Origin of the sequence: Shimia sp. R11_0, assembly GCF_017744035.1 — a bacterium.
GTDB lineage: Bacteria > Pseudomonadota > Alphaproteobacteria > Rhodobacterales > Rhodobacteraceae > Shimia > Shimia marina.
The window spans coordinates 148,978-173,645 of record NZ_JAGHQY010000005.1 but is presented as its reverse complement, the minus strand read 5'-3'; the positions used below and the strand labels follow the sequence as shown (position 1 = coordinate 173,645).

Genomic DNA, 24,668 nt, shown 5'->3' with positions numbered 1-24,668 from the left:
ATGTCCTTTGCGCGTGTTGGCGGGCAAGGTGGTCCAAAGCGGGGGCGGGCGCAAGACACAAAGGGCGGAGTGGCAATGCAGAGGCTTGCATCCTGAAGTCAACGGCGTATGTCTGTGCCCATGAAAAATTATATCCTACCATTTGTGTCATCTTTGGTGTTGAGCGTTGCAGCGGCGGGAGCGCAGACCGTCGATTTTACCGCGTACCCGTCTGCGGATGTGTTCTTCCTCGGCGAAGTGCATGACAATCCGACGCATCATGAGACACAGGCGCAGGCGGTGCGGGAGATCGAGCCGGGCGCGATTGTTTTTGAAATGCTGGTGCCAGAACAGGCTGCGAAGATCACCGAGGCCCTTTTGCAGGATCCTGTGGCGCTTGAGGCAGCCTTGGGCTGGAACGACAGCGGATGGCCGGATTTTGCGATTTACTATCCGATTTTTGCTGCCGCTGGGCGGGCAAATATCTATGGGGCACAGGTGCCGCGTGGTGCGGCGCGGGATGCGGTGCGCAACGGAGATTTGAGCGGTACGCTCAATGGAGAGGCCGCGCTTTATGGGCTGACCGAGGCTTTGCCGGCAGAGCAGCAGGCCACACGTGAACAAATGCAGATGGAAGCGCATTGCAATGCGCTGCCTGAAGCGATGTTGCCGGGGATGGTCGCGGCGCAGCGTTTGCGGGATGCGCGGCTGGCGCAGGCCACGGTGCAGGCCTGGGCGGAGAGCGGCGGTCCGGTTGTGGTGATCACTGGCAATGGCCATGCGCGCACAGATTGGGGCGCACCCAGCCTTTTGCCGGATATGCTTTCATCGGTTTCATTGGGACAGCTTGAGGCCGACCCTGAAGGGACGCAGCCCTATGATATCTGGGTGGTGACCGCGCCTGCGGACCGTGAGGATCCCTGCGCCGCCTTTCAGTGAGGCGGTTTCTTTGGTTGTTTCTCTTTGCTGAGGGGCCTAACTTTGGGCAACTTGGCATAAGGGGACAGCTAAATGCTGACGGACAAACGCATTCTTCTGATCATCGCGGGGGGAATCGCAGCCTATAAATCGCTGGAGTTGATCCGGCGGTTGCGGGAGCGCGGGGCCTGGGTGACGCCGGTTTTGACACGGGCGGCTGAGGAGTTTGTTACCCCTTTGTCAGTGTCTTCGCTGGCAGGCGAGAAAGTCTATCGGGATTTGTTTGACCTGACCGATGAGGCGGAGATGGGGCATATTCAGCTGTCGCGCTCTGCGGATCTGATTGTTGTGGCCCCTGCCACGGCGGATTTGATGGCGAAGATGGCGCATGGGCAGGCCAATGATCTGGCCTCTACCCTGCTTTTGGCGACGGACACCCCTGTGTTGGTGGCGCCAGCGATGAACGTGCGCATGTGGGAGCATCCGGCGACGCAGCGCAATCTGGCCCTGCTCAAGCAGGATGGCATTGGCTTTGTTGGCCCCAATGAGGGCGATATGGCCTGTGGTGAGTTTGGCCCCGGCCGGATGAGTGAGCCCATGGAAATTGTGCATGCCATTCAGGGGGCGCTGTCAGAGGGGCCTTTGCAGGGGCGGCGCATATTGGTGACCTCTGGTCCGACTCATGAGCCGATTGACCCGGTGCGCTATATCGCCAACCGGTCGTCTGGGGCGCAGGGCAGTGCGATTGCCGAAGCGCTGGTAAAGCTGGGCGCGGATGTGATTTTTGTGACCGGGCCTGCAGATGCGGCACGGCCAGAAGGGGTCACGCTGGTCGAAGTGGAGACGGCGCAGGAGATGCTGCGCGCGGTGCAGGGAAGCCTGCCGGTGGAGGCGGCGGTCTTTTGTGCGGCGGTGGCAGATTGGCGCGTGTCCAGTGCGTCAGACAGCAAGATCAAGAAGACCAAAGGTGGGCTGCCGGTGATGGCGTTTGCCGAGAACCCCGACATTTTGGCCACGGTGAGCCAGATGCCAGAGGGACGTCCGGCGCTGGTGGTGGGATTTGCCGCAGAAACAGATGATGTGATCGAAAATGCCACGGCCAAACGTATCCGGAAGGGATGTGATTGGATTGTCGCCAACGATGTGAGCCCGGCGACGGGTATCATGGGCGGAACAGAAAATGCTGTAACCTTGATTTCTGATGCTGGATCAGAGGCTTGGGAGCGGATGGATAAAGTGGCCGTGGCCGAAAAACTGGCAGAGCGTGTGGCCGAAGCGCTGGAGGCGTGACGCGGGCGGGGCAAGATGCGCTGACGCGCAGCCTCCGGCGGGGATATTTGGAGTAAGGGGAAGATGGCAGCAGTTTCCATTAAACTGAAGTGGTTGGCAGAGGCCGACCGGGAGGTGGCGCTGCCATCTTATGAGAGCGCCGGAGCGGCGGGGGCGGATGTGCGCGCGAATTTCCCTGCAGATCAGCGCGAGGGCGTGGTTCTGGCTCCGGGTGCGCGTGCGCTGGTGCCTACGGGGCTGTCGCTGGAAATCCCGCAGGGCTATGAGGTGCAGATGCGCCCGCGCTCTGGGCTGGCCCTCAAGCAAGGGCTGACGCTGGCCAATAGTCCGGGCACGATTGACAGCGATTATCGCGGCCCTTTGGGGGTGATCGTGCTGAACGCCGGTCAGGAAGAAATTGTGATCAGCCATGGTATGCGCATTGCGCAGATGGTGGTGGCACCGGTGGTGCTGGCGGCGTTTGACGTGCAGGAAGATCTGAGCGCAACCGAGCGGGGTACGGGCGGCTTTGGCTCCACAGGGACCGCGTAATGCTGTTGGTGCTGGCCATGGCAGCCGGGCTCTGGGCGGTTGGCTGGATCATGGGTGCGCCCAAATCGGCGCGCTGGGCGATGATTGCTTTGCTGTATGTGGCTGTGGTGGGGGTGCAGATTGGCTTTCCGGTGGAGCATCCGCTGGTGATCGCCACCGGGGGCAGCCTTGCGATGTGGTTGCTACTGGGCGGCGCGGTGGCGCTGGTTTTGGCCTATTCGTCCATGTTGCAGCGGTTGCGGCGGCGGGCGGATGCCAATCAGGCGGCGCAGGCCCAAGAAGACAATGCGCAGGCGCTTTTCAGTGATACGGAGCTCAACCGCTATGCGCGCCATATTGTGCTGCGTGAAGTGGGCGGATTGGGACAGAAGAAGCTCAAAGATGCCAAGGTGCTCGTGGTGGGCGCAGGCGGTTTGGGCTCACCTGTGTTGCTCTATTTGGCGGCGGCAGGTGTCGGGCGTATTGGGGTGGTGGATGATGACGTTGTGGACAATTCCAATCTGCAGCGGCAGGTGATCCACAAAGACGCGGCGATTGGCACGCCCAAGGTGCTCTCTGCGGCGGAGGCCATGGTGGCGCAGAACCCCTATGTTGAGGTGGTGCCCTATCCGCGTCGGCTGACGGTTGAGGATGCGGAGGGAATTATCGGGGAATATGATCTGGTGCTGGATGGCACAGATAATTTTGACACCCGTTATCTGGTGAATGAGATTTGTGTGGCACAGGGCAAGCCGCTTATTTCGGGGGCTTTGTCTCAATGGGAGGGGCAGTTGAGCGTGTTTGACCCCGCCAATGGCGCGCCCTGTTATCAATGTATTTTCCCGCAGGCCCCGGCACCGGGGATGGCACCAAGCTGTGCGGAAGCCGGGGTGATTGGACCTTTGCCCGGCGTTGTGGGCACGATGATGGCGGCAGAGGCGATCAAGGTGATCACCGGCGCGGGCGCGGCGCTGCGTGGGGAGATGATGATCTATGATGCGCTTTGGGGGGAGACCCGCAAGATCGGGTTGAAACCGCGCGCGGCCTGTCCGGTCTGTGGCACGGGCAAATCATAATTTAAGGTCCCCTGAGCCTTGGTGAGTGCACAGGGATGTGAGGCGGATTGCACCTCTTCTTTGGGCTGCGTAGGGTGGCGTCAAAGGAGATATATCTGATGACTAATCCGCTTTTGGCCGACTGGGACACGCCCTTCAAGCTGGCGCCCTTTGACACGATTTCAGACGATGATTTTGCCCCTGCCTTTGAGCAGGCACTGGCGGCGCATAAAGCCGAAATTGCCGCGATTGCCGATCATGCGGATGCGCCAAGCTTTGCCAATACCATTGAGGCGCTGGAACGTGCTGGGGCGGCTTTGGACAAGGTGCTTTCGGTTTTCTTCAGCGTGGCGGGTGCGGATAGCAATCCGGCGCGTGAGGCGTTGCAGCGGGACTTCTCCCCCAAACTGGCAGCGCATTCGGCGGAGATTTCCGCCAATAAGGCGCTGTTTGCGCGGATCAAAACACTTTGGGAGGCACGGGAAAGCCTTGCTCTGAATGCGGAGCAACGGCGGGTTTTGATGCTGACCCATCGCGGCTTTGTGCGCGGCGGTGCGGCGCTGGAAGGGGATGCGGATGCCCGCATGAAAGAGATAAAAGGCCGGTTGGCCGTGTTGGGCACGGAGTTCACGCAAAACCTTTTGGCGGATGAGCGGGACTGGTTCATGCCTTTGGCGGAGGAAGACCTGGAAGGCCTGCCGGGGTTTGCTGTGGATGCGGCGCGGGCGGCTGGGGCAGAGAAGGGTGCCGAGGGGCCGGTTGTCACGCTGTCACGCTCGATCATCGTACCGTTTTTGCAGTTTTCGCCGCGCCGGGATTTGCGGGAGAAAGCTTTTGCAGCTTGGGCCGCGCGGGGTGCCAATGGCGGGGAGACGGATAATCGGGAGATTGCGGCAGAAATTCTGGCGTTGCGGGAAGAGCGCGCCAAGCTTTTGGGCTATGGCTGCTTTGCCGACTACAAGCTGGAAACCGAGATGGCCAAGACTCCGGAGGCTGTCCGCAGCCTGTTGATGGAGGTTTGGGCCCCGGCCAAGGCGCAGGCGGAGGCCGATGCGGCTGTCCTCACTGAGATGATGCATGCGGATGGGGTGAACGGCGATCTGGCCCCGTGGGACTGGCGCTACTATGCGGAGAAACGGCGCAAGGCGGAGCATGATCTGGATGAGGCAGCGCTCAAGCCTTACCTGCAGCTGGAGCGTATGATCGCGGCGAGTTTTGCCTGTGCTACCAAGCTGTTTGGCTTGGAGTTCAAAGAGCTGGACGTGCCGCTTTATCATGAGGATTGCCGGGCGTGGGAGGTGACACGCGGGGGCGATCATGTGGCCGTGTTCATCGGAGATTACTTTGCACGCGGGGGCAAACGCTCTGGGGCTTGGTGCTCGGCCATGCGCGGGCAGGCGAAATTCCCTGAAGTGCAGGGTCCTGTGGTGATCAATGTCTGCAATTTTGCAAAGGGTGAGCCTGCTTTGCTCTCCTATGATGACGCACGTACCCTGTTCCATGAGTTTGGCCATGCGCTGCATCAGATGCTGTCCAATGTGACCTATGAGAGCATTTCGGGCACCTCGGTGGCGCGTGATTTTGTGGAGCTGCCCAGCCAGCTTTATGAGCATTGGCTGGAGGTGCCAGAGGTGCTTGCAGAATATGCCACCCATGCGGAAACGGGCGCGCCCATGCCGCAGGAGATGCTGGAAAAAGTGCTCGGGGCGGCGAATTTTGATCAGGGGTTTGCCACAGTCGAATATGTGGCCTCCGCTTTGGTTGATCTGGCCTTCCATGAGGGGGCTGCGCCGGGTGATCCTATGGCAAAACAGGCAGAGGTGCTGGCCGAGCTTGGCATGCCAGCGGCGATCACCATGCGCCATGCCACGCCGCATTTTGCCCATGTTTTTGCCGGTGATGGCTACAGCTCTGGTTACTACAGCTACATGTGGTCGGAGGTGATGGATGCGGATGCGTTTGAGGCCTTTGAAGAGGCGGGGGATGCCTTTGATCCAAAGACGGCCAAGGCGCTGGAGGAACATATCCTGTCGACCGGAGGATCGGTGGAGGCGGATGCGTTGTACACCCGTTTTCGAGGGCGTCTGCCAGGCGTCGAAGCGCTGTTGAAGGGCCGTGGTTTGGTCGCTGGATAGATAGGCGGTGCGCGGGGACCGCGCACCCTACATTGCAGCAGGCTGTAGAGTGCGCATTTCAAAGCGTTTCTAGGTTTCAAAAAACAACACCCGCCGGGCATTGGTCCCGGCGGGTGTTTTGCGTTGGGTCTGGGGATTTGTTGCTCTGCTGCGTCAGAGAGCGTTAGCCGATCACATCATGGCCGCGGTTCTGCATGCAGCGGATCAGAACATTGCGCCGCTCCTCCTCCACAGAGGAGGCGTTTTCTGCTGCGCCGACGAGGCCGCCAATGGCCGCACCGGCCAAGGCGCCTTCCAGCTCATCATCCGCATCGATAGCCCCAATCGCGGCTCCGACAAGCGCCCCGGTGGCGGCTGTCTCTGCACCCGCGCCATTGGTGAAGCTGGCGGCCTGTGCGTGGCATGTTGTGTAATCATGATCAAAATTTGCATTGCGCGTGCCGTCCACCGTCAGGGGGCGGTCCACCGGAGCGGTGCAGGCGCCCAAAGTGATGGCGGCAATCAGGCTGAGGGTCAGGGCATTGTGGGTCATTTTACAGTCCTTTTGGAAATGGGTTTGTCTTGGATGGCGGCTACCTAAGCGCTGTTATTTTTCATTTCAAGGTAAAAAATTATTGTTTTACGTAAAACATTGCATGCTAATCGTAATTCAATTATTGAGAAGCAACAGATTTGGAGAGAAAAATGACGCTTGTGGCCCGTCTCGCTATGCTGATCACACTGGTGTATTTCACCTTTGGCTGGGCGCTTTTGTGGATCTTTGCCTTTCTGGGAGAGGCGGAGATGCTTGCAGATACGTTTGACTTGCCCTTGGACATGGCGGTGCCGCCGGCCATGGCGATCTGTTTTGGGATGGCCATGATGTGGCCTGCGTTGATCAGTCTGGGCCTTGGCTTCTGGGAGTTGGACCGAATTCTGATGCTGCGCGATCCTCAGGATTTCGCCCGGATGGGGGCGCATCTGCGCCGCTGCGCCTATGCGTTTTTTGGCTTCTGGGTGCTCAATGCGATGAATGTAGCCTTGCAACCGGTGGTGTTGAGCGCGCATTTGCCGCCAGAGCTGCGTCCGGAGGTGACGTATATCGACATTGACATTGATGTGGTGTTTCTGGCTTTGGCAGCGGTTTTTATGGCGATCAGCCGATCGCTGAAACAGGCACAAGATATTGCTGACGAGAACAGCCAGTTTCTGTAGGAGGCCTTATGCCCATACGCATCAACCTCGATCTGGAACTGGTGAAACGCAAGATGACCTCGCGCGAGCTGGCGCAGGCGATTGGTTTGACGGAAACCAATCTGAGCCTGCTGAAATCAGGTAAAGTCAAAGGGATACGCTTTAATACGCTTGAGGCGATTTGCGCGCATCTTGGCTGCCAGCCAGGTGATATTCTGGAGTATGTGCCGGAGGAGGAGTAGGGCGCTTTGACGGTGTGGCAGGTGGGTGTGCTCCCGCCGGGCCGGATCAGCCGGTGGGCTGATCGCCCCGTTGGGCCCGGCTCACCCAAGGTGAGCCTAGGCTCAAGCCAAGAGCTTGAGCCATGCCCAACCGCTGGTAGGGGCCGAAGGCCCCGAAGCGGGCGGGAGCATTTCCCCCGCCGCCCGTCGTTTTGTTAGATTTTTTGGTCGTACTCGCCGACGCCTGGCTCGGTTTGGATGACGGCGTCAATCTCGGCAAAGATCTGGCGCATTTCTTCTTCGCTCTGTGCGCTTTCAATCACCACCACCAGGTTCGGTGTATTGGAGGATGCACGCACCAAGCCCCAGCTGCCGTTGTCGAGGATAACGCGGGCCCCGTTGACAGTGACCACCTCGGTAATGGCGCGCCCAGCGATGGTTTCGCCTGCATCTTTCTTGGCCACCAATTTGGCGACCAGACGCTCCAGAATATCGTATTTTTCGGTGTCCGACGCATAGGGCGACATGGTTGGGGTTGACCAGGTCTTAGGCAGGGCCTTGCGCAGATCAGACATTTTCATATCCGGGTTGCGGTCCAGCATTTTGCAGACTTCGACAGCCACGCGCATGCCGCAGTCATAGCCGCGTCCGATCGGCTCCGCCAAGAAGTAGTGGCCGGATTTCTCAAAGCCCGCCAGCGCCTTGAGCTCATGCACGCGGCGTTTCATGTGGCTGTGACCGGTTTTCCAGTAATCGGTTTTGGCGCCTGTGGCGAGCAGATCGGGGTCAGCGGCATAAAGCCCTGTGGACTTCACATCAGCAACAAAGGTGGCATTTGGATAGATCTTGCCCAGATCCTTGGCCATGATCACGCCGACCTTATCGGCAAAGATCTCCTCGCCTTCATCGTCCACCACGCCGCAGCGATCGCCGTCGCCGTCAAACCCCAGAGCCAGATCCGCGCCGGAGGCTTTCACGGAATCCGCCATGTCATGCAGCATCAGCATGGCTTCGGGATTGGGGTTGTAGTTGGGGAAGGTGTAATCGAGTTCACAGTGGCTTTCGACCACGTCAACGCCCATGCGCTTGAAGATTTCCGGCGCAAAGGCCGCCGCGGTGCCATTGCCGGTGGCGCAGACGACTTTCAGCGGGCGGGACATTTTGAAATCGCCCACAAGATCTTCGATATAGGCTTCGCGGACCCCATCCACGACCTCATGTTTGCCGCCTTCATGGGCGTCAAAATCGCCATTGAGCACGATGTCACGCAGCTCGGCCATTTCATCAGGGCCGTGGGTCAGTGGCTTTTCAAAGCCCATCTTCACGCCGGTCCAGCCATTGGGGTTGTGCGACGCGGTGACCATGGCGACCGCAGGGGCATTCAGATGAAACTGAGAAAAATAGGCCATCGGGGAGAGGGCCGGGCCAATATCCTTCACGTGGATGCCGGCCTTCATCAGGCCAATGATCAGCGCCATTTTGATGGCCACGGAATAGTCGCGGTAATCATTGCCAACGGCAATCACCGGCTCGATGCCACGGCGCTGCATCTGGGTGCCCAGACCAAAGCCAAGCGCGGTCATGCCCGGCAGGTTGATCTCTTCTGGGAATTGCCAGCGGGCGTCATATTCGCGAAAGCCCGTCGGTTTGATCATAGGATCACGCAGAAATTCCCAAGTGTTCGGGCGCACGTCAGGCAAAGGTTTTTTCATTTTAATAAACTCACTTCGTACAATGGTCTTGTCGTCAAAAAGGTCGGTTTAATGAGGTGCGGGCTCACAGCACAATCGGATTGGCTTTGGCAAGCGCATCAAACTGCATCAATGTGTCAATTAGATGAGGCATGTGATCAAGGTAAATCATATTGGGCCCATCACAGGGTGCATTGTCCGGATCCTGATGGGTTTCGGTGAAAACCGCGCCGATTCCAGTGGCAACTGCCGCACGGGCAAGCACCGGTGCAAATTCGCGCTGTCCCCCGGATGCACCGCCCAATCCGCCGGGCTGGGCCACGGCATGGGTGGCATCCATCACAACCGGATAACCGGTTTTGGCCATTTCGGGCAGGGACTGCATATCCACCACGAGACGGTTGTAGCCAAATGAGGCACCACGTTCTGTGAGCAGAATGCGGTCATTGCCGGTGCTCTCAATCTTGGCCACGACATTGGGCATGTCCCATGGGGCCAGAAACTGCCCCTTTTTCACATTGATGACAGCACCGCTGCGGCCAGCGGCCAGCAGGAGCGATGTCTGGCGGCAGAGAAAGGCCGGGATCTGCATCACATCGCAGACTTCGGCCACCGGGGCGCATTGCTCTGGTTCATGGATGTCGGTCAGAACAGGCACATCCAGCGCCTCTTTGACCGATTGCAGAACTTTCAGGCCTTCGTCGAGGCCCAAGGCAGGGGCTGCGTTGAGAGAAGTGCGGTTGGCCTTATCAAAAGATCCTTTGAAGATATATTGCGCACCGGCGGCGGCGCAGGCCTCTTTCAAGGTGCCCGCAATCATTTGTGCATGATCTGCACTTTCCAGCTGGCAGGGGCCCGCAATCACTGTGAGCGGAGCATCGTTTGCAACCGTCAGGTCGCCAATGGACACTTTTTTCATTACGAGGATACCTGTTCTCTGAGGATGGACGCGGTGAGCGAGATCATCAGATAGATGCCTGAAAATATCAGGAAGGCCAAGACCGTGTTCTCAAAGCTGCGTGGATAAGAGGGGTCTTCGGAGGCCACAGGGCGCACAGATGTGGTCAGATAACGCACCTGACGGCTGGCTTCGAGTTCGGTTTGCTTCAAGGTTTGCAGCGCCGATTGCATGATCAGATCCGCCGTGGCGAGATCGGCCTGAGCCATTTGAATTTGCGCGGTTTTTTGCGCAAGGGAGCTCTCGCCCTCGGTGGCCTCGGTCATTTTGCTTTCCAGACGGGTCAGCAAATTCTGCAAACGGCGGACATCGCCCTGCACCCCTTCGACGCGGGCGGGGTTCGGGCGGGCATTGTCTTGCAGCGCAGCCAGTTGCAGCTCTTTTTCCTGAAGCTGGATCTGCACATTGGAGATCTGCTGACGCAAGGAGGCGATCAGGCCTTCTGGATCCAGCACGCTGGTTTCCTGAAGCGCAACGAGAGCCGCCTGTGCATCGCGGCGTTCCTGCGCGGCTCTGTCCAGACTGGTGCGTGCGTCGCGCACGTGGTCTTCGCGTTTGCGCCGGGAGAGATCATCCGCGATTTCCTCAGCATAATTGACCAGCGCCACAGAGAAGTCGGCGGCAATCTGTGGATCGGCGGCGACGACTTCCATGCGGATGGAACCTTCGGTCGGGTCATAGCCAATTTTCACGAATTTCTTGTAGAGCTTGTACGCTTCTTCGTTCGTGGGATTGGGATCCAGTCGTTGTATCGGGTCAATGTCAGGGCTGGCGAAGTGCGATTTGAATCCCACATCCTGATCCAGACGGATCATAGCCACTTTGGATGTCAGGTAATCCTGCACCGCGATGGCATCTCCATTGGCATTGAGCTGGGAGGGCAGCAGGGAGCCGAGCCCTGTGCCACTGTTGCCGTCGGCCTGTTCCACCATGAAGGAGGATTTGGACGAATACATCGGCGTGGCGACGGAGTAGAAGTACCAGCCAGCAAAGAGCGTGGGCAAAAACACAAAGGCGGACAGGCGCGCAAACAGCAGCAAGAGACGCTTGCGTCGGCGCCGGGCGATGTCCTTTTGGATTTCCCCAATCTCGATGGCGCGCATTTCAGAGGGGGACATGGTTTCGGTGGAGGGCAGGGTGGTCTTGCCCAATTCCATGGTCTGCGGCAGCTGCACGCGCCCAGTCTTGGCCGGTTGGGTTTCTTTGTCAGAGGGCACCAGATCAAGCATGTTGGTGCGTTGGAAAGGGTCAATGCCCGCCTCCCGCAGAAGCCGCACGGCATCATAATCGGAGGTCGCTGCTAGGCCGTTTTTCTGTGCCATACGGCGCGCCATGCGCAGCTGGCGACCGGTCAGGCCTTCGCGTTTAATGGCGTCAATGGCCGCCTCCGCCCCTTGTGGCGTGGGTTGGTCACTGTTTTGCTGTGTCGGTGCAGCCGTCGCTTGCGCGCGGCCCGCTTTGCCGCCTGCTTTGCCTGCCGCGCTTGGCAGACGCACGGCGCGCGCGGTCTTGCCTGCTGGCTGTGTTTCGACGTCAGTGGCCACTGCCGCTGTGTCCTCGGTGATAGGCGCGTCTACGGCGCCGGCGGCTTGCGTCTCAGCCCCTTGGGAGGAGCGGCGGATGCGGAACTTCTTAGCCTTGGGTTTGGTAGTCATAGAGCTGTTTGGCCTCTTCCAAGGTGTCGAACATATAGAGTTTGCCATTGAGCAGCACGGCCGCAGATCTGGCAAATTTTTCCAGCACGTTGGGCTGGTGTGACACAATGATAATGGTGGTTGTGCGCAGGCGCTCGCGCAGCACTTCGCCTGCCTTCTTGTTGAATTCTACGTCTGTCGAAGACGGCATGCCTTCATCGATCAGATACATGTCAAAATCGAGCGCCAGCATCAGCGCAAAGGTAAATCGTGATCGCATGCCGGAGGAATAGGTGCCGAGCGGCTGATCAAAATATTCGCCGAGATTGCACAGCCAGCGGCAGAAGGCTTCGACATAATCCGGATCAAGACCGTAAAGGCGCGCGATATAGCGACTGTTTTCCACCGCAGTGTGCTTGTTGACCACGCCGCCCATGAAACCCAGAGGAAAAGAAATACGGCAATCCCGGCGAATGACGCCTTCGTCCGGCTTTTCCAGACCAGCCATCATATTGATAAGGGTGGTTTTACCGGTGCCGTTGGGCGCGAGGATGCCCAGGGAGTTGCCCAGTTCCACACGGAAAGACACACGTTCAAGGATCACCTTGCGCTGTGTGCCGGTCCAGAAGGACTTACTCACGTTGTCGAATTCGAGCATCGACTGCTCCCAATACTGCTCTCGCGTGTCGCTTATACCACGAAACTGTACGACACGATGGTTAACGCTCTGTCGGCGTTTTCAATATTATGTGTGATCAGGAGGGGGATGCGCAACTCTCTCCCTGCGGTTTGCAGGGAGAAGAGAGGAAAAACAGGGGAAATTCTGCGGTTTCCTACACTTGTGAAGGAAGTTGGTCTTTTCGTCGCAGCGCAGATTGTATGTTTGCGTCCCATGATTTTGCAATGGAAAAGACCGGCGCAGGAGGCTGCACCGGTCCGTCAGGGCGTTAATGGTGGGCGTGATCAGGCAACGGCCTGCCAGAGGGATCCGGCAATCAGGGCTCCGAGCATGGCGTAACCAAAATAGGCGGCAAACACACGGGGTTTGACCAGAGCCCAGACGGCGATGGCGGCGGGGATGCAGCTCACGCCGCCTGCAATCATGAAGGACATGGCCGCCCCATTGGACATGCCCTGCTCCAGAAGCCCGCCGACCAGAGGCACCGCCGCATAGCCATTGAGATAGGCCGGGGCACCAACCAAGGCGCCCAGCAGGATCGGCTGGAAGCCATCGCCGCCTAAGATCTGCGCGATCCAAGCTGCGGGCACATAGTGGATCATCAGGGCTTCGATCACATAGGCCAGGGCCAGCCATTTCAACAGGAACAGGCCGTTTTCCCATGTGGTGTTGCGAAAGAGGCTGCGTCGGTCTGCGTCCTTCCAGAACGCCCATTGGGGTTTGGCACCAAAGGGCGTTTTCACCCCGCAGCAGCCGCCAACCTGCGGTTTCTCGCGCAGAGGATCGGCAAAGACAGATGTGGATTTCAGCAGCATCGTGCCAAAGCCGCCCAGCAGTCCAAGGCCAATGGCGGACAGGGCTTTGGCAATGGCAAATTCAAAGCCCAGCGTGCCGGAGGTGATGGCAAACATCGCGGGATCCATCAGCGGAGAGGCCAGCCAGAAGGCCATGACCGCCGAGAGGGGCGCGCCCACTGCCAGAAGTGCCGCGATGAAAGGGATGACTTCGCAGGAACAGAAGGGCGAGAGCCCACCCAGAGCGGCGGCAAAGAAAATCATGCGGGTCTCGCGCCCTTCAAAAGCTTTCGCCAGAAGATTCTCCGCCCCGGTGGCCTTGAGGTAGCCAATTGCGAAAACCGCAAACAGGATAAACGGCGCCGTGTGCAGCAGGGCGTTGGTGGTGAATTGCACCGTGGGCCCAAACTGCGGTGTATCCAGTGCAGCGACGCAGAGCAAAATCAGCAGGAAGGCCAACCAGGCCTTGTCGAGTTTTGCGAGCCGGGCGCGAAATGGGGAAGGGTAAGAGGACTGTGTGGTGTCAGCCATGATCATGGTCCTTACAGTTGTGCACCTCATCGGCGCAGCATTCTCTCAGTAGGAAGGCGGAGAGGTCGCGCACCGCGTCATAGGCGACGGCGGCGCAAATGATGGAACGTCCCTGTTTTTCCTGCGTCACCAGACCAGCCTGGGCGAGGATTTTCATGTGATGTGTCAGTGTCGAGCCTGTGACGCCGGTGCGTTTGCCCAGCTCGCCGATAGAGAGCCCCTGATTGCCCGCGCGCACGAGGCAGCGCAGCACGGACAGGCGCTGTTCCGATCCAAGGGCCGCAAAGGTGGAGGCGGCCACCTCAAGAGAGATATCTGGATATGCTGTATGTTTCATGATTCTAGAAATATCGAAATAAAACCTTCGTGCAAGAGTTATTTCGAATGTTGTCGAAATAAGTGGGGGAAGATATCACAGGGATCATGTCTTTGAGTGAGGAAATCGCCGCCTGTCAGCTTTGTGCGGACAGGTTTGCCAAAACCGCGACACGGCATAGGCCGCGCCCTGTTGTCTGGTTTCAGCCGGGGGTGAAAATTCTTGTGGTGGGGCAAGCCCCCGGAGCGCGCGTGCATGAAAGCGGACGCCCCTTCACCGATCCCAGCGGGGACCGGCTGCGTGACTGGATGGGTATACAGAGCGATGTTTTTTATGACAAAACCCGCGTTGCGATTGTGCCGATGGCCTTTTGCTTTCCGGGGTATAACGCCAAGGGCAGCGATCTGCCGCCTCCGGCGCTTTGTGCAAAAACATGGCGCGGCGCGGTGATGGAAGCGCTTGGAGAGGTGCCGCTGACATTGGTGATTGGGGGCTATGCGCAGAAGTGGCATCTGCGCACCAAGGCCGGTGTGAGCGAGGCGGTTGCGGGCTGGCGCGACCATGCGCCCGACGTCTTTCCCTTGCCTCATCCGTCCTGGCGCAATACGGCATGGCTTAAGAAACATCCCTGGTTTGAAGCTGAGCTGCTGCCGGCGTTGCAAACCCGAATCAAGGAGGCTCTGGCGTGAGCGACATGACCCCATTGGATCAGGCCCATGCGGCCATGGAAGCGGCCCCGCAGGATGATGCGGCCCGGTTGCGGTTTTATGAACGTCTGGCGGATGCGGAGCTGTTTCTGCTGTTGGAAAAAGAGCCTGAGAATGACCGGATCACGCCGGAGATCTTTGACACGTCTGATGCGCGCTTTGTGCTGGTGTTTGATACCGAAGAGCGGCTGGCGCAATTTGTTGGCCGGGTTGCGCCTTATGCCGCGCTTTCGGGGCGTGTGATTGCCAATATGCTCTCAGAGCAGGCCATTGGCCTTGCGGTCAATCCAGATGTGGCCCCATCGGCCATTCTGATCCCTCATGAAGCGCTGGGCTGGCTTGCGGAGACACTGACCCATGCGCCTGATGAGGTTGAGGCCAAGATTGCGCGTTTTGAGGCACCTGCGGGTCTGCCAGAAGCGCTGATCACGGCGCTGGATGCCAAACTGTCGACCACGGCGGGTTTGGCCAAGATGGCCTATCTGGTGGGCACCACATATGAGAATGGCATGTGCTCTCATATGTTGGGGTTTGTGGAGGTTGTGCCCGGCGCAGAAGGGGCGCTGGCGAAGGCGGTGAATGAAGCGCTGACCTTTTCGGGCATTGAGGCGGGCGCGCTGGATGTCGGTTTTTTTGCCGCCAGCGATCCGGTGGCGGGGCAATTGGCGCGGGCGGGTCTGCGCTTTGATCTGCCAAGTCCACCCGAAGCGCAGGAATACAAACCTGTTGCCCCGGGCAGTGACCCCGATAAGCCGCCAATGCTGCGCTGATCGGAGGGGCAGGTTCCCGCGCGGATGCGCGCGCTCTGACGCGCGCCGATCCCCTTGGGCCCGGCTCACCTGACGGTGAGCCTGTCTGCACCGCAGATGGGAGTGGCGCTTGATCAGTAGCCTGCGCTGCGATCGACCAGATGCAAGAAGGGCAAGCCACTTTCGCCACGCTGCACATTTTCTGCGATCACCTGACTGGCGGTTTTCACGCGCGTTTCTGAGGCGATATGCGGGGTCACCGTTACTTTGGGATGTGCCCAATAGGGGTGATCGAGAGGCAGTGGCTCGATGCGGAAGACATCCAATGTGGCATGTGCGATCTGTCCGCGATCGAGTGCGGCCAGCAAGGCATCATCATCAATCAGCGGCCCGCGCCCGGGATTGACGATCATTGCCCCCTGCGGCATCCGCGCCAGACGCTCCGCATTCAGAAGGTTCTCTGTGGCGGCTGTCTTGGGCAGCAGCAGAACGAGGATGTCCGCCCGTGAAAGCGCCTCTGTCAGCCCCGCCTCTCCCGAGAGACAAGTGACATCTGAAAGGTTTTTGGGGCTGCGGCTCCATCCTGTGACGTCAAAGCCCAGCTGCGCTAAGGCCTGTGCGCAGGTGCTGCCGAGTTCGCCAAGCCCAAGTATGGTTACGCGGCGATCTTGCGCCAGCGGTGGGACATGCGCGGTCCAATCCCCGTTTTGTCCAAGAATGTTGCGATCCATGCCTAGATGATGGCGCATCACATGGCCCACAACCCATTCCATCATGCCCTGTGTCATGCCCGGATCGACCATCCGTGCCAGAGGCATTGTCAACGTTGTGTTGCCCACCACGTTTTCCACACCGGCCCAGAGGTTCAGCACGGCTTTGCAGCGCGTGTAGGGGCTAAAATCCTGCACTGGGCTGTTGGGGGCATAGACGATGTAATCGACCTCCTCTGGGGGGAAATCCATCCGCAGATCCACTATGAGGTCTGCCGCTTTAAAAGCTGCTTTGAGGGGGGCTTCATATTCCGGCCAGCGTTCGGCCTTGGCGGCGAAGAGAACATTGATCATGTGGCAAACACGCCTTCCATATCGGCAAAACCTTTGATTTCAATTGGATTTCCAAAAGGGTCATTGAAGAACATGGTGCTCTGTTCGCCCGGTTCTCCTGCAAAGCGGGTGAAGGGGGCAAGCACAAATTCCAGATCCGATTGCAGGAGGCGTTCGGCCAGAGCCTCCCAATCTGCTTTGGGCAGGATCACCCCAAGATGGGGCATGGGCACCAGATGTTCGCCTACATGACCCGTGGCTGCGGTGGCGAAAGGTTCGCCGAGATGCAGGGACAGCTGGTGACCAAAGAAGTTGTAGTCCACCCAGGTGTCGGTGCTGCGTCCTTCCTGGCAACCTAGCAGCTCTCCATAGAAGGCACGGGCCTGTGCGAGGTCGCGCACGTTATAGGCCAGATGGAAAATACTCATGTCAGGGGCTCCTTCGGTCATGCAGCGGTTATCAGTATTCTGACTAATGGGTCCATAGAAAATAGGCTATGTTATTTTTGTGGATTCAGACGTAAGAAAAACTATGGATGTGAGATTTGTCAGAACGCTTGTGGCGGCGATTGATGCCGGATCTTTGGCGGCTGCGGCGCGGCTGCAGGGCATCACGCCGGCCGCTGCCGCACAGCGGGTTGGCGCGCTTGAGGCGCAGTTGAGGGTGCCGCTTCTGGTGCGGGATGGGCGGCGCATGGCCCCAACGCCTGAGTGTGAGGTGCTGTTGGCGGATCTGCGCCAGATGGTGGCGCTTGAGGGGGGGCTGGCGGGGCGGTTGGCTCAGGATCGTTTGAGTGGCACGCTGCGGCTTGGGGCGATCTCCACGGTGCTTGGCGACTATGGTGCCAAGCTGGTGCAGCATCTGGGGGCCGCGGCGCCGGATGTGGCGCTCAGCCTTGTGCCGGGCAGCTCCGCACAGCTTTATGAACAGTTTGAAGCGGGGCATTTGGACGCGGCGTTGGTGGTCGCGCCGCCCTTTCCTTTGCCCAAGACCATGCAGTTTGATCTGCTGGAACAGCAAGAGATTGGCTGGGTGCGCCCGCCTGCGGCCGCCGCAGATCTGCCATTGCTGCTCTACAGTCGGACGGCTTGGGGCGGTGCAACCTGTTGGGAGGCACTTGCGGCACAGCGGGACACCCTACAGGTGCTGTGCGAAATGGATGCAGTCGAGATTCTTGCGCAGATGGTGGCGGATGGGCTGGGGCAAGCGGTGCTGCCGCGCTGGGGCGGGCTGAGCCGACATCATCCGACTCTCACATTCTCGCCGATCTCAGGTGCGGTGCGACAGGTCGGTGTGCTCACATGGCGTCGCGCTCACAGCAGCTCACTGATGCAGGTTTTATTTGCCGCGCTCACGCAGGGGCGTGGCGCATATAGCGTTTCGGACTCAACTTGAGACAGCAATACCCTGCCATACCTACAGCACTCTCGGGACATGCGTGTCGTGAGACGATTTAGGTAAACTTCGAAACGCTTTAGGCTCAGTTTTGCTGAGCCGGGCCCAAAATCTCGCTGTCCCCGATAGGGGGCCGCGGGATGCGGGAGCCTTTGCTTATGCCATAAGCGGGTTGTTCTGTCAGCGGGGCCATTAGCGGGGGCGGTGGACATGGGCGCTTTGGATGAGGCCAAACCCCACCATCAGCACCAGCATGGCCGAGCCACCGTAGCTCACCAAAGGCAGCGGCACGCCCACAACCGGGGCGAGCCCCATGACCATCGACATATTGACGGCGAAAAACAGGAAAAACGCGCTGGCGATGCCAAGTGTGAGCAACGAGGAAAAGCGGTCTTTATTGGCCAGAGCGGCCGCAATGCAGAACAGAATGATCAGCCCGTAGATCGACAGCAGAGATACGGCACCGATGTAGCCAAACTCTTCGGCCAGCGTGGTGAAGATGAAATCCGTGTGTTTTTCCGGCAGGAAGTTCAGACGGCTCTGGGTGCCCTGCATGAAGCCACGCCCGGTCCAACCGCCCGAGCCCAGGGCGATTTTGGACTGGGTGATGTGATAACCCGCCCCCAGCGGGTCTGAGGAAGGATCCAGAAAGGTGTCGATGCGGCGATATTGGTAGTTGTTGAGCAGTTGCCACTCTGTGCCGCGGGATTGAAACACGGCCGCCACGAGCCCAACCCCCATGCCGATCACAGCGGCAAAATAGCCCCAGTGTACGCCTGCCAGAAACATCACAATCGCGCCCCCGGTCATCAGCAGGATGGAGGTGCCGAGATCAGGCTGCTTCAATACCAGAAAAGTGGGCAGCAGGATCAGGATCACGGGCAGAGCCACCCAGAGCGGGCGGGAGGTTTTGTGGGTTGGTAGCCAGTCGTAATAGGCCGCAAGGCACATCACGAGGGTGATTTTCATCAGTTCGGAGGGCTGCAGCCGCATGAACCCAAGGTCTATCCAGCGCTGGGCACCCATGCCGACGCTGCCCATCACTTCCACCGCCACCAGAAGAATGAGGCTGACCAGATAGGCAAAACCAGACACAGAACGCCAGAACCAGATGGGCACCATAGCCACAAACACCATGACCGACAGGCCCATGGCATAGCGTTTCATTTGCGGCTCTGACCAGGGTCGGAAAGACCCGCCAGCCACGGAATAGAGCATCAGAAACCCAACCCCGGCCACGGCGGAGACCAAAAGCAGGATGGGCCAGTTGAGATAGAGCAGTTTGCGCAGGCCCGTGGGCACATGTTTGACGTTATATTCCAGATAGCTCATGGGATCGTCCTATGCCCGGTTGCGTCGGGTGATCTCGCGCCCCGGCACCAGTTTCTGCATCTCTTCCTGTTGTTTTTTGATCTTCTCGCGGTCCTTGGCCGGATAGGCCGACAGCGGCGGCGTGCCGCCATAAAGCGCCTGCAAGGTAATATCGCGCCCAATAGGGGTGGCTGATTTGGAGCCACCGCCATGTTCCACCACCACCGCGACGGCGATGCGGGGATTGTCGTAGGGGGCGTAGTTCACAAACAGGCCGTGATCGCGCCGCTCCCAAGGCAGGTCTTCATTGCGCGTCACGCCGCGGGCGCGTTCGGCGGCGGTGATGTTACGCACCTGTGAGGTTCCGGTCTTGCCCGCCATGCGAAACTCATCGTCGATGATGCGCTGGCTGTAGGCGGTGCCGCGCCGGTGGTTAGACACCTGAAACATGCCGCGTTGCACTTCGGCGAGATGGGCGGCGTTTACCTCCAGATCTGGAACAATGGGCAGGGGTTCTTCGACGCCATTGACGGATTTCACAATACGCGGGTCCAGCGCCTTGCCGCTGGCCAGACGCGCGGTCATCACGGCGAGTTGCAGGGGGGAGGCGAGCACGAAGCCCTGCCCAATGGAGGCATTGGCCGTATCCCCAACCACCCAGTCCGCGCCACGCACATCTGCCTTCCAGGCGCGGTTGGGGTTCAGTCCCCGCGCCATGCCGGAAAGCGGAAGATCATAGCGTTGCCCAAGCCCCAGTTTGGTGGCCACTTCTGCTATCTTGTCGATGCCGACCTGAATAGCGAGATCATAGAAATAGACATCGCAGCTTTCACGCAGCGCCCCGGCGAGATCCATATGTCCGTGCCCGCCCCGTTTCCAGCAATGAAAGCGCCGGTTGGACACCTTCATGTGGCCGGGGCAGTAGACCGTGTCAGCATAGCCGACGATGCCAGCCTCTAGCGCCGCAAGGGCAGTGATCATCTTGAAGGTGGAGCCGGGCGGGTAGGCTCCCTGCACCGATTTTGCGGCCAGCGGGCGGTGATTGTCGCTTGTCAATGTGCCATAGTCGGCCACGGAGATACCCTGCACAAACAGGTTTGGATCAAAGCTGGGCGCAGAGGCCACGGCCAGCAAATCCCCTGTTACACAGTCCATCACCACGGCGGCCGCGCTTTCATCCCCAAGGCGGGCCTGCGCATAGGATTGCAATTGTTGATCGATGGTCAGCTGTACGTCATCGCCCTGTTGGCCTTCGCGGCGATCCAGCTCGCGCATGACGCGGCCAACGGCATTGACTTCCACCCGTTTGGTGCCCGCCACACCGCGCAGATCGTCTTCCATACGGCCTTCCAGGCCGACCTTGCCGATTTGAAAGCGCGGAATGCGCAGAAGTTGATCAGGGTTGTCGATCTTGGAGAGGTCATAGTCTGACACAGGCCCCACGTAGCCCAGAACATGCGCCAAGTCGCCGCGCAGCGGATAGTATCTTGAGAGGCCCACCTCTGGCGTTATGCCGGGAAGCGCGGGGGTGTTCACAGCCACGCGGGAGAGCTCATCCCAACTGACGCGATCTGCGATGGTGACGGGCAGAAAGGGAGGGGAGCGCCGCATCTCTGTGACGGCGCGATCCAGCTCATTTGGATCGAGCTCGACCAAAGTGGCAAGTTTTTCGATGACCTTATCCACATCCCCGGCATCTTCGGGCACCAGGGTGATGCGATAGGACGGCTCATTTCGGGCCAGCACAATGCCGTTGCGGTCAAAAATTTCCCCGCGGGCAGGCGGGATCAGACGAATATTGATGCGGTTTTCTTCTGCCAGCAGGCGGTATTGATCCGCTTGATCCAGTTGAAGATGGCGCATGCGAAAGCCGAGCCCTGTCATGAAGGCCAGCATGGAGCCGCCCAGAAAGAGGGTGCGCCGGGACATGCGGCTGTGAACTTCGGTGATTTCCGTTGGGGTTTTGCGCATCAATTGGCCCCCACAGCAGAGTCATGCACATTGGCGCGGCGCACACCAAATAGGATGTGAGATATGAAGACAACCAGCGGATAGACTGCAATATTCATCATCACCTGCATCAGCATGAGGCCCAGAGAGGGCGTTGGCAAGAGCACAAGGGCGGAGATGATGCGGTAGCAGATGGAGATCCCGATCATCAGGACCGCGGCATTGAGCCATTCACTTGCAAAAGTGGCGTCGCGCATGCGCGGCGCGCGGTTGCGCTGAATTTCGGTGGCAAGCACCACAATTGCCGCCACAAGCCCCGGTGGACGCAGCAGCAGGAAATCCGCCAAAAGGAAAAGCCCTGCGACCAGCGGGGCCGAGGGGATGTCCGGGCGCCGCCCAGCCCAGGCCAAAGTGACGAGCAGCATGAAGTCCGGTCCCGCCCAGCGGCGTGGTGTGGTTTCCAGAGGCAGGAGCTGTACAAAAATAAGCGTCAGACAGAGCCCTGCAAAGAGCAGGCGCATCAACCACTTGCTGGAAAGCGCAGCCTTAGCCATCGCGCCCCTCCAGGAAGGCTTCGGGACCGTCTGGAGCCACAATGGAACCCGGCGTGCCAACGGTTTCGCGGCCATGATGGCGCAGCACACGCAGGAATTCCAAGCGCTCGTAATCCGCCGAGAGACGGACCCGCAGACGTCCAGCCGGGTCTGTGGCCACATGCCCAATCAACAGGCCGCCGGGGAAGACGCCGCCATCCCCAGAGGTGACCACGCGATCGCCGGGGCGCACCAGATCAGGGGTTTCCAGAAAATCCACATGCGGGGCGCTGGAGTTGTCGCCGACAATCAGCGCTGTTTGACCGGATCCCTGAATGCGGGCTGGAATGCGGCTGGAGCTGTCGGTCAGAAGCATCACGCGTGACGAAGATTGCCCAACGCCAGATATGCGCCCAACCAGTCCGATCCCGTCCATCGCGGCCCAGCCATCAAGAATGCCGTCGCGCGCGCCAATGTTGAGCAGCACAGATTGCCGGAAAGGAGAGCCGCTGTCGGCGAGGACCACGCCGGTGACATAGGTCAGTTCCGGATCAAGGCGCACATTGTTGAGATCCAACAGGCGCGCGTTCTCTTCGCTCAATTGGCTGGCGGCCTCTTTCCAGGCCTTCATCTTCTGTAACTCACGGCGCAGCTCGCGGTTTTGTTCGACGATGCGTTGATAGCTTTGAAAATCGCGCAGAAGATTGATTGTGCCGGTCACTGGTGCCATGGCCCAGTCAAAATTGGGCACAACAGCATTGGTGATCTGAGCGCGGAACCGCTCTACCCGGGGACTGTCGATACGCCAGATCAGAAAAAGTCCCAGCAGGCTCAACAGCAGCACACCCAGAAACAACCGCCTCAGCGGTGCCGCGTAATCTTCGCCCTGGTTGCGGTCTCTCGCCAAGGTGCCTCCGGGTGGTCTGTGATGGGGGCCAGTTTACACTGCCGGTCGGCCTACGCCAATCCGGCGTATGGTGGCCGGTTCAGCTGTCGTAGTCGATGGCGTGGCGGAGTTGTTTTTCATACTCCAGTGCCTTGCCGGTGCCCATTGCCACACAGTTCAGGCTTTCGTCAGCAATGGAGACGGCCAAGCCGGTCTGTTCGCGCAGTGCCAGATCGAGGTCGCCTAGAAGCGCACCGCCTCCGGTCAGCATCACGCCACGATCCACAATATCTGCGGCGAGATCTGGCGGGGTGGCTTCGAGAGCGGTCATCACGGCCTCGCAGATCTGTTGCACCGGTTCAGCCAGCGCTTCAGCAACCTGAGCTTGACTGATTTCGGTCTCTTTGGGCACACCATTCAACAGATCGCGGCCGCGAATTTGCATCGAGGCACCGCGGCCGTCGTCGGGCATACGGGCCGTGCCAATGGAGGTTTTGATGCGCTCTGCTGTGGATTCACCGACCAGCAGGTTCTGCTGGCGGCGCAGATAGTTGATAATGGCTTCATCCATACGGTCGCCGCCCACGCGTACAGATCGCGCATAGACGATATCGCCCAGCGACAGAACCGCCACTTCTGTGGTGCCGCCACCAATGTCCACAACCATGTTGCCGGTGGGATCGGTGATTGGCATGCCTGCACCGATGGCGGCGGCGATGGGTTCGGCAATCAGCCCCGCACGGCGCGCGCCGGCAGAGAGCACGGATTGGCGAATTGCGCGTTTCTCGACAGGGGTTGCCCCATGGGGCACGCAGACAATAATTTTGGGTTTGGAGAAGGTTGAGCGGCGGTGCACCTTGCGGATGAAATGCTTGATCATCTCTTCGGCGGTGTCAAAATCGGCAATCACCCCATCACGCATCGGGCGGATGGCTTCGATGCTTCCCGGGGTGCGTCCCAGCATGAGTTTGGCGTCTTCGCCGACGGCGAGCACTTTTTTCACACCATCTTTCACATGGTAGGCCACCACGGAGGGTTCGCTGAGAATAACGCCTTTACCTTTTACATAGACCAGCGTGTTCGCAGTCCCGAGGTCGATGGCCATGTCAGAAGTAAACAGGCCGCCCAAATTTCCCAGCATATGATTTTGTCCCCAAAGAATCCCTTGGCCCGCGACTCTCTCAAGCGCAGGCGCTTTCTTATAGGAAGAGCCTGCGCTTTGTGAAAGGCCTCGGTTGGCGCAGAGGCAACATTCTGCCATGACAGCGTCGCCCGTGTGAACTTTTGCAGCAAAAGGATCCAGGCAAGAGGCCGCGCTATGATCGTCTGCTTCTCGTCTGGGCAAGGGCGGTGCAGTCGTCTAAAGACGGCATATGCTGTCTTATCAACATATCTACCACGCCGGAAATCTGGCGGATGTTCAAAAACACGCGCTGATGGCGGTGATGCTGGACTATATGACCCAGAAGTCCAAACCCCTGAGTTATCTGGAAACCCATGCGGCGCGTGGTGTGTATCAGCTTGATGATGCTGCTGCGTTGAAAACCGGAGAAGCAGAGGCCGGGATTGGGCGTGCGCAGGATTGGTTTGCAGCGGATCACCCTTACATGCGAGCGCTTGAACAGGTGCGGGCCGTACATGGGGCGGCATCCTATCCGGGCTCACCAGCGGTAGCGGGCGCGCTTTTGCGCCCGGAGGATTCTGTGCAGCTCTGTGAATTGCACCCACAGGAGGCTGGGGCATTGCGACAGGCGATGCGCACAACCGGGGCGAAAATTCATCAGAAGGATGGTTTTGAGACTGTAATGGGGATTTGCCCGCCGACACCGCGGCGCGGGGCGCTGCTGATTGATCCGAGCTATGAGATCAAAGACGACTATAAAACGCTGCCAGGGTGGATTGGGAAGCTGCATCGCAAGTGGAATGTTGGCGTGATTGCCCTCTGGTATCCCATTCTTACAGATGGGCTGCACAAACCGATGATTGCAGCGCTTGTGGCGCAGGGCTTCCCTAAGGTCCTGCATCATGAGGTGGTTTTCCCCCCTGCACGAGAGGGGCATCGTATGGTAGGATCAGGCATGTTTATCATCAATGCGCCTTTTGGTTTGCATGAAGAGGCGCAGCGTCTGACGAAGAGATTTGCCGCTCTTCGCGCCCCCAAGCGTTAGTCGTTTGCGGGTATGTTTTCAGTGTTTCTCTGGTTCGGTTTC

At 59.2% G+C, this 24,668-nt stretch carries 25 protein-coding genes; 11 read left to right on the top strand and 14 right to left on the bottom strand.

Going from position 1 to position 24,668, the window contains the following annotated elements; genetic code table 11:
* Window positions 1-120 precede the first annotated feature (120 nt).
* The 5 genes from J7382_RS12240 to J7382_RS12220 all read left to right on the top strand — a co-directional run bounded on the left by J7382_RS12240 (window position 121) and on the right by J7382_RS12220 (window position 5,887).
* Complete coding sequence (locus tag J7382_RS12240; RefSeq protein ID WP_209069303.1) at window positions 121-918, top strand: ChaN family lipoprotein; 798 nt, start codon at window positions 121-123, stop codon at window positions 916-918.
* A gap of 72 nt (window positions 919-990) precedes the next feature.
* Window positions 991-2,187: a bifunctional phosphopantothenoylcysteine decarboxylase/phosphopantothenate--cysteine ligase CoaBC gene (gene coaBC / locus J7382_RS12235; protein WP_209069302.1), complete on the top strand. Its 1,197-nt coding sequence runs from the start codon at window positions 991-993 to the stop codon at window positions 2,185-2,187.
* A gap of 63 nt (window positions 2,188-2,250) precedes the next feature.
* Entirely contained in the window at window positions 2,251-2,718 is a 468-nt protein-coding gene (gene dut / locus J7382_RS12230) for a dUTP diphosphatase (RefSeq protein WP_209069301.1), read from the top strand.
* Complete coding sequence (locus J7382_RS12225) at window positions 2,718-3,773, top strand: HesA/MoeB/ThiF family protein (RefSeq protein ID WP_209069300.1); 1,056 nt, start codon at window positions 2,718-2,720, stop codon at window positions 3,771-3,773. The genes dut and J7382_RS12225 overlap by 1 nt, the downstream gene beginning before the upstream one ends.
* Before the next feature lie 98 nt (window positions 3,774-3,871).
* Entirely contained in the window at window positions 3,872-5,887 is a 2,016-nt protein-coding gene (locus J7382_RS12220; protein ID WP_209069299.1) for a M3 family metallopeptidase, read from the top strand.
* A gap of 163 nt (window positions 5,888-6,050) precedes the next feature.
* Here the strand turns inward: J7382_RS12220 and J7382_RS12215 are convergent, their stop codons facing one another.
* Window positions 6,051-6,419, bottom strand: a complete 369-nt coding sequence (locus J7382_RS12215) for a glycine zipper family protein (RefSeq protein WP_209069298.1) — start codon at window positions 6,417-6,419, stop codon at window positions 6,051-6,053.
* 152 nt (window positions 6,420-6,571) lie between these two features.
* Between J7382_RS12215 and J7382_RS12210 the strand changes: the two genes are divergently transcribed.
* Window positions 6,572-7,081: a hypothetical protein gene (locus tag J7382_RS12210; protein ID WP_209069297.1), complete on the top strand. Its 510-nt coding sequence runs from the start codon at window positions 6,572-6,574 to the stop codon at window positions 7,079-7,081.
* An 8-nt stretch (window positions 7,082-7,089) separates the two neighbouring features.
* Window positions 7,090-7,302, top strand: coding sequence for a helix-turn-helix transcriptional regulator (locus J7382_RS12205; RefSeq protein ID WP_058241470.1), 213 nt, complete (start codon window positions 7,090-7,092; stop codon window positions 7,300-7,302).
* Between the two features lie 194 nt (window positions 7,303-7,496).
* Here J7382_RS12205 and J7382_RS12200 read toward each other — a convergent pair whose 3' ends face one another.
* The 6 genes from J7382_RS12200 to J7382_RS12175 form a co-directional block, all read right to left on the bottom strand.
* A complete protein-coding gene (locus J7382_RS12200) occupies window positions 7,497-8,993 on the bottom strand; it encodes a phosphomannomutase/phosphoglucomutase (RefSeq protein ID WP_209069296.1) in 1,497 nt (498 codons plus the stop codon).
* Window positions 8,994-9,057: 64 nt separating this feature from the next.
* On the bottom strand, window positions 9,058-9,891 hold the full coding sequence (gene kdsA, locus J7382_RS12195) for a 3-deoxy-8-phosphooctulonate synthase (RefSeq protein ID WP_058241472.1): 834 nt from the start codon (window positions 9,889-9,891) through the stop codon (window positions 9,058-9,060).
* A complete protein-coding gene (locus J7382_RS12190) occupies window positions 9,891-11,585 on the bottom strand; it encodes a capsule biosynthesis protein (RefSeq protein ID WP_209069295.1) in 1,695 nt (564 codons plus the stop codon). Before J7382_RS12190 ends, kdsA begins: the two co-directional genes overlap by 1 nt.
* The gene (locus tag J7382_RS12185) at window positions 11,563-12,222 is read right to left on the bottom strand and encodes an ATP-binding cassette domain-containing protein (protein ID WP_209069294.1); all 660 of its coding nucleotides are present in this window, start codon (window positions 12,220-12,222) and stop codon (window positions 11,563-11,565) included. The genes J7382_RS12190 and J7382_RS12185 overlap by 23 nt, the downstream gene beginning before the upstream one ends.
* Window positions 12,223-12,527: 305 nt before the next feature.
* Window positions 12,528-13,568 carry a permease gene (locus J7382_RS12180; protein WP_209069293.1) on the bottom strand — a complete coding sequence of 347 codons (1,041 nt, stop codon included), beginning with the start codon at window positions 13,566-13,568 and terminating at the stop codon, window positions 12,528-12,530.
* Entirely contained in the window at window positions 13,561-13,905 is a 345-nt protein-coding gene (locus J7382_RS12175) for a metalloregulator ArsR/SmtB family transcription factor (RefSeq protein WP_209069292.1), read from the bottom strand. The genes J7382_RS12180 and J7382_RS12175 overlap by 8 nt, the downstream gene beginning before the upstream one ends.
* A gap of 86 nt (window positions 13,906-13,991) precedes the next feature.
* Here J7382_RS12175 and J7382_RS12170 point away from each other — a divergent pair, with 86 nt between their 5' ends.
* Together J7382_RS12170 and J7382_RS12165 are read left to right on the top strand one after the other, a co-directional pair.
* The gene (locus J7382_RS12170; RefSeq protein ID WP_209069291.1) at window positions 13,992-14,573 is read left to right on the top strand and encodes a uracil-DNA glycosylase family protein; all 582 of its coding nucleotides are present in this window, start codon (window positions 13,992-13,994) and stop codon (window positions 14,571-14,573) included.
* The gene (locus J7382_RS12165) at window positions 14,570-15,361 is read left to right on the top strand and encodes an SseB family protein (RefSeq protein ID WP_209069290.1); all 792 of its coding nucleotides are present in this window, start codon (window positions 14,570-14,572) and stop codon (window positions 15,359-15,361) included. Before J7382_RS12170 ends, J7382_RS12165 begins: the two co-directional genes overlap by 4 nt.
* A gap of 113 nt (window positions 15,362-15,474) precedes the next feature.
* Here J7382_RS12165 and J7382_RS12160 read toward each other — a convergent pair whose 3' ends face one another.
* On the bottom strand, window positions 15,475-16,404 hold the full coding sequence (locus J7382_RS12160) for a glyoxylate/hydroxypyruvate reductase A (RefSeq protein ID WP_209069289.1): 930 nt from the start codon (window positions 16,402-16,404) through the stop codon (window positions 15,475-15,477).
* Window positions 16,401-16,811: a VOC family protein gene (locus J7382_RS12155; RefSeq protein ID WP_209069288.1), complete on the bottom strand. Its 411-nt coding sequence runs from the start codon at window positions 16,809-16,811 to the stop codon at window positions 16,401-16,403. Before J7382_RS12155 ends, J7382_RS12160 begins: the two co-directional genes overlap by 4 nt.
* Before the next feature lie 103 nt (window positions 16,812-16,914).
* Here J7382_RS12155 and J7382_RS12150 point away from each other — a divergent pair, with 103 nt between their 5' ends.
* Window positions 16,915-17,778 (top strand): LysR family transcriptional regulator, encoded by an 864-nt coding sequence (locus J7382_RS12150; RefSeq protein WP_209069287.1) that lies wholly within the window; start codon window positions 16,915-16,917, stop codon window positions 17,776-17,778.
* Window positions 17,779-17,970: 192 nt separating this feature from the next.
* Here the strand turns inward: J7382_RS12150 and rodA are convergent, their stop codons facing one another.
* From rodA to J7382_RS12125, 5 genes are all read right to left on the bottom strand, one after another.
* On the bottom strand, window positions 17,971-19,110 hold the full coding sequence (gene rodA, locus J7382_RS12145; protein ID WP_209069286.1) for a rod shape-determining protein RodA: 1,140 nt from the start codon (window positions 19,108-19,110) through the stop codon (window positions 17,971-17,973).
* A 9-nt stretch (window positions 19,111-19,119) separates the two neighbouring features.
* Window positions 19,120-21,060 (bottom strand): penicillin-binding protein 2, encoded by a 1,941-nt coding sequence (gene mrdA / locus J7382_RS12140; protein WP_209069285.1) that lies wholly within the window; start codon window positions 21,058-21,060, stop codon window positions 19,120-19,122.
* Window positions 21,060-21,593, bottom strand: coding sequence for a rod shape-determining protein MreD (locus tag J7382_RS12135; protein ID WP_209069284.1), 534 nt, complete (start codon window positions 21,591-21,593; stop codon window positions 21,060-21,062). Before J7382_RS12135 ends, mrdA begins: the two co-directional genes overlap by 1 nt.
* Entirely contained in the window at window positions 21,586-22,479 is an 894-nt protein-coding gene (gene mreC / locus J7382_RS12130; protein ID WP_058241484.1) for a rod shape-determining protein MreC, read from the bottom strand. Before mreC ends, J7382_RS12135 begins: the two co-directional genes overlap by 8 nt.
* A 79-nt stretch (window positions 22,480-22,558) precedes the next feature.
* Entirely contained in the window at window positions 22,559-23,599 is a 1,041-nt protein-coding gene (locus J7382_RS12125; protein ID WP_058241485.1) for a rod shape-determining protein, read from the bottom strand.
* 232 nt (window positions 23,600-23,831) lie between these two features.
* Here J7382_RS12125 and rlmJ point away from each other — a divergent pair, with 232 nt between their 5' ends.
* A complete protein-coding gene (rlmJ, locus tag J7382_RS12120) occupies window positions 23,832-24,626 on the top strand; it encodes a 23S rRNA (adenine(2030)-N(6))-methyltransferase RlmJ (RefSeq protein WP_209069283.1) in 795 nt (264 codons plus the stop codon).
* Window positions 24,627-24,668: the final 42 nt, after the last annotated feature.

Coding starts and splice junctions, on each gene's coding strand:
- J7382_RS12210 (WP_209069297.1), top strand. CDS start 6,572: ATGACGCTTGTGGCCCGTCTCGCTATGCTGATCACACTGGTGTATTTC.
- J7382_RS12125 (WP_058241485.1), bottom strand. CDS start 23,599: ATGCTGGGAAATTTGGGCGGCCTGTTTACTTCTGACATGGCCATCGAC.
- mrdA (WP_209069285.1), bottom strand. CDS start 21,060: ATGCGCAAAACCCCAACGGAAATCACCGAAGTTCACAGCCGCATGTCC.
- rlmJ (WP_209069283.1), top strand. CDS start 23,832: ATGCTGTCTTATCAACATATCTACCACGCCGGAAATCTGGCGGATGTT.
- J7382_RS12200 (WP_209069296.1), bottom strand. CDS start 8,993: ATGAAAAAACCTTTGCCTGACGTGCGCCCGAACACTTGGGAATTTCTG.
- J7382_RS12170 (WP_209069291.1), top strand. CDS start 13,992: ATGTCTTTGAGTGAGGAAATCGCCGCCTGTCAGCTTTGTGCGGACAGG.
- J7382_RS12160 (WP_209069289.1), bottom strand. CDS start 16,404: ATGATCAATGTTCTCTTCGCCGCCAAGGCCGAACGCTGGCCGGAATAT.
- rodA (WP_209069286.1), bottom strand. CDS start 19,110: ATGAGCTATCTGGAATATAACGTCAAACATGTGCCCACGGGCCTGCGC.
- J7382_RS12185 (WP_209069294.1), bottom strand. CDS start 12,222: ATGCTCGAATTCGACAACGTGAGTAAGTCCTTCTGGACCGGCACACAG.
- J7382_RS12215 (WP_209069298.1), bottom strand. CDS start 6,419: ATGACCCACAATGCCCTGACCCTCAGCCTGATTGCCGCCATCACTTTG.
- J7382_RS12180 (WP_209069293.1), bottom strand. CDS start 13,568: ATGGCTGACACCACACAGTCCTCTTACCCTTCCCCATTTCGCGCCCGG.
- J7382_RS12135 (WP_209069284.1), bottom strand. CDS start 21,593: ATGGCTAAGGCTGCGCTTTCCAGCAAGTGGTTGATGCGCCTGCTCTTT.
- J7382_RS12220 (WP_209069299.1), top strand. CDS start 3,872: ATGACTAATCCGCTTTTGGCCGACTGGGACACGCCCTTCAAGCTGGCG.
- J7382_RS12150 (WP_209069287.1), top strand. CDS start 16,915: ATGGATGTGAGATTTGTCAGAACGCTTGTGGCGGCGATTGATGCCGGA.
- J7382_RS12240 (WP_209069303.1), top strand. CDS start 121: ATGAAAAATTATATCCTACCATTTGTGTCATCTTTGGTGTTGAGCGTT.
- J7382_RS12225 (WP_209069300.1), top strand. CDS start 2,718: ATGCTGTTGGTGCTGGCCATGGCAGCCGGGCTCTGGGCGGTTGGCTGG.
- coaBC (WP_209069302.1), top strand. CDS start 991: ATGCTGACGGACAAACGCATTCTTCTGATCATCGCGGGGGGAATCGCA.
- kdsA (WP_058241472.1), bottom strand. CDS start 9,891: ATGAAAAAAGTGTCCATTGGCGACCTGACGGTTGCAAACGATGCTCCG.
- J7382_RS12205 (WP_058241470.1), top strand. CDS start 7,090: ATGCCCATACGCATCAACCTCGATCTGGAACTGGTGAAACGCAAGATG.
- dut (WP_209069301.1), top strand. CDS start 2,251: ATGGCAGCAGTTTCCATTAAACTGAAGTGGTTGGCAGAGGCCGACCGG.
- J7382_RS12155 (WP_209069288.1), bottom strand. CDS start 16,811: ATGAGTATTTTCCATCTGGCCTATAACGTGCGCGACCTCGCACAGGCC.
- J7382_RS12175 (WP_209069292.1), bottom strand. CDS start 13,905: ATGAAACATACAGCATATCCAGATATCTCTCTTGAGGTGGCCGCCTCC.
- J7382_RS12190 (WP_209069295.1), bottom strand. CDS start 11,585: ATGACTACCAAACCCAAGGCTAAGAAGTTCCGCATCCGCCGCTCCTCC.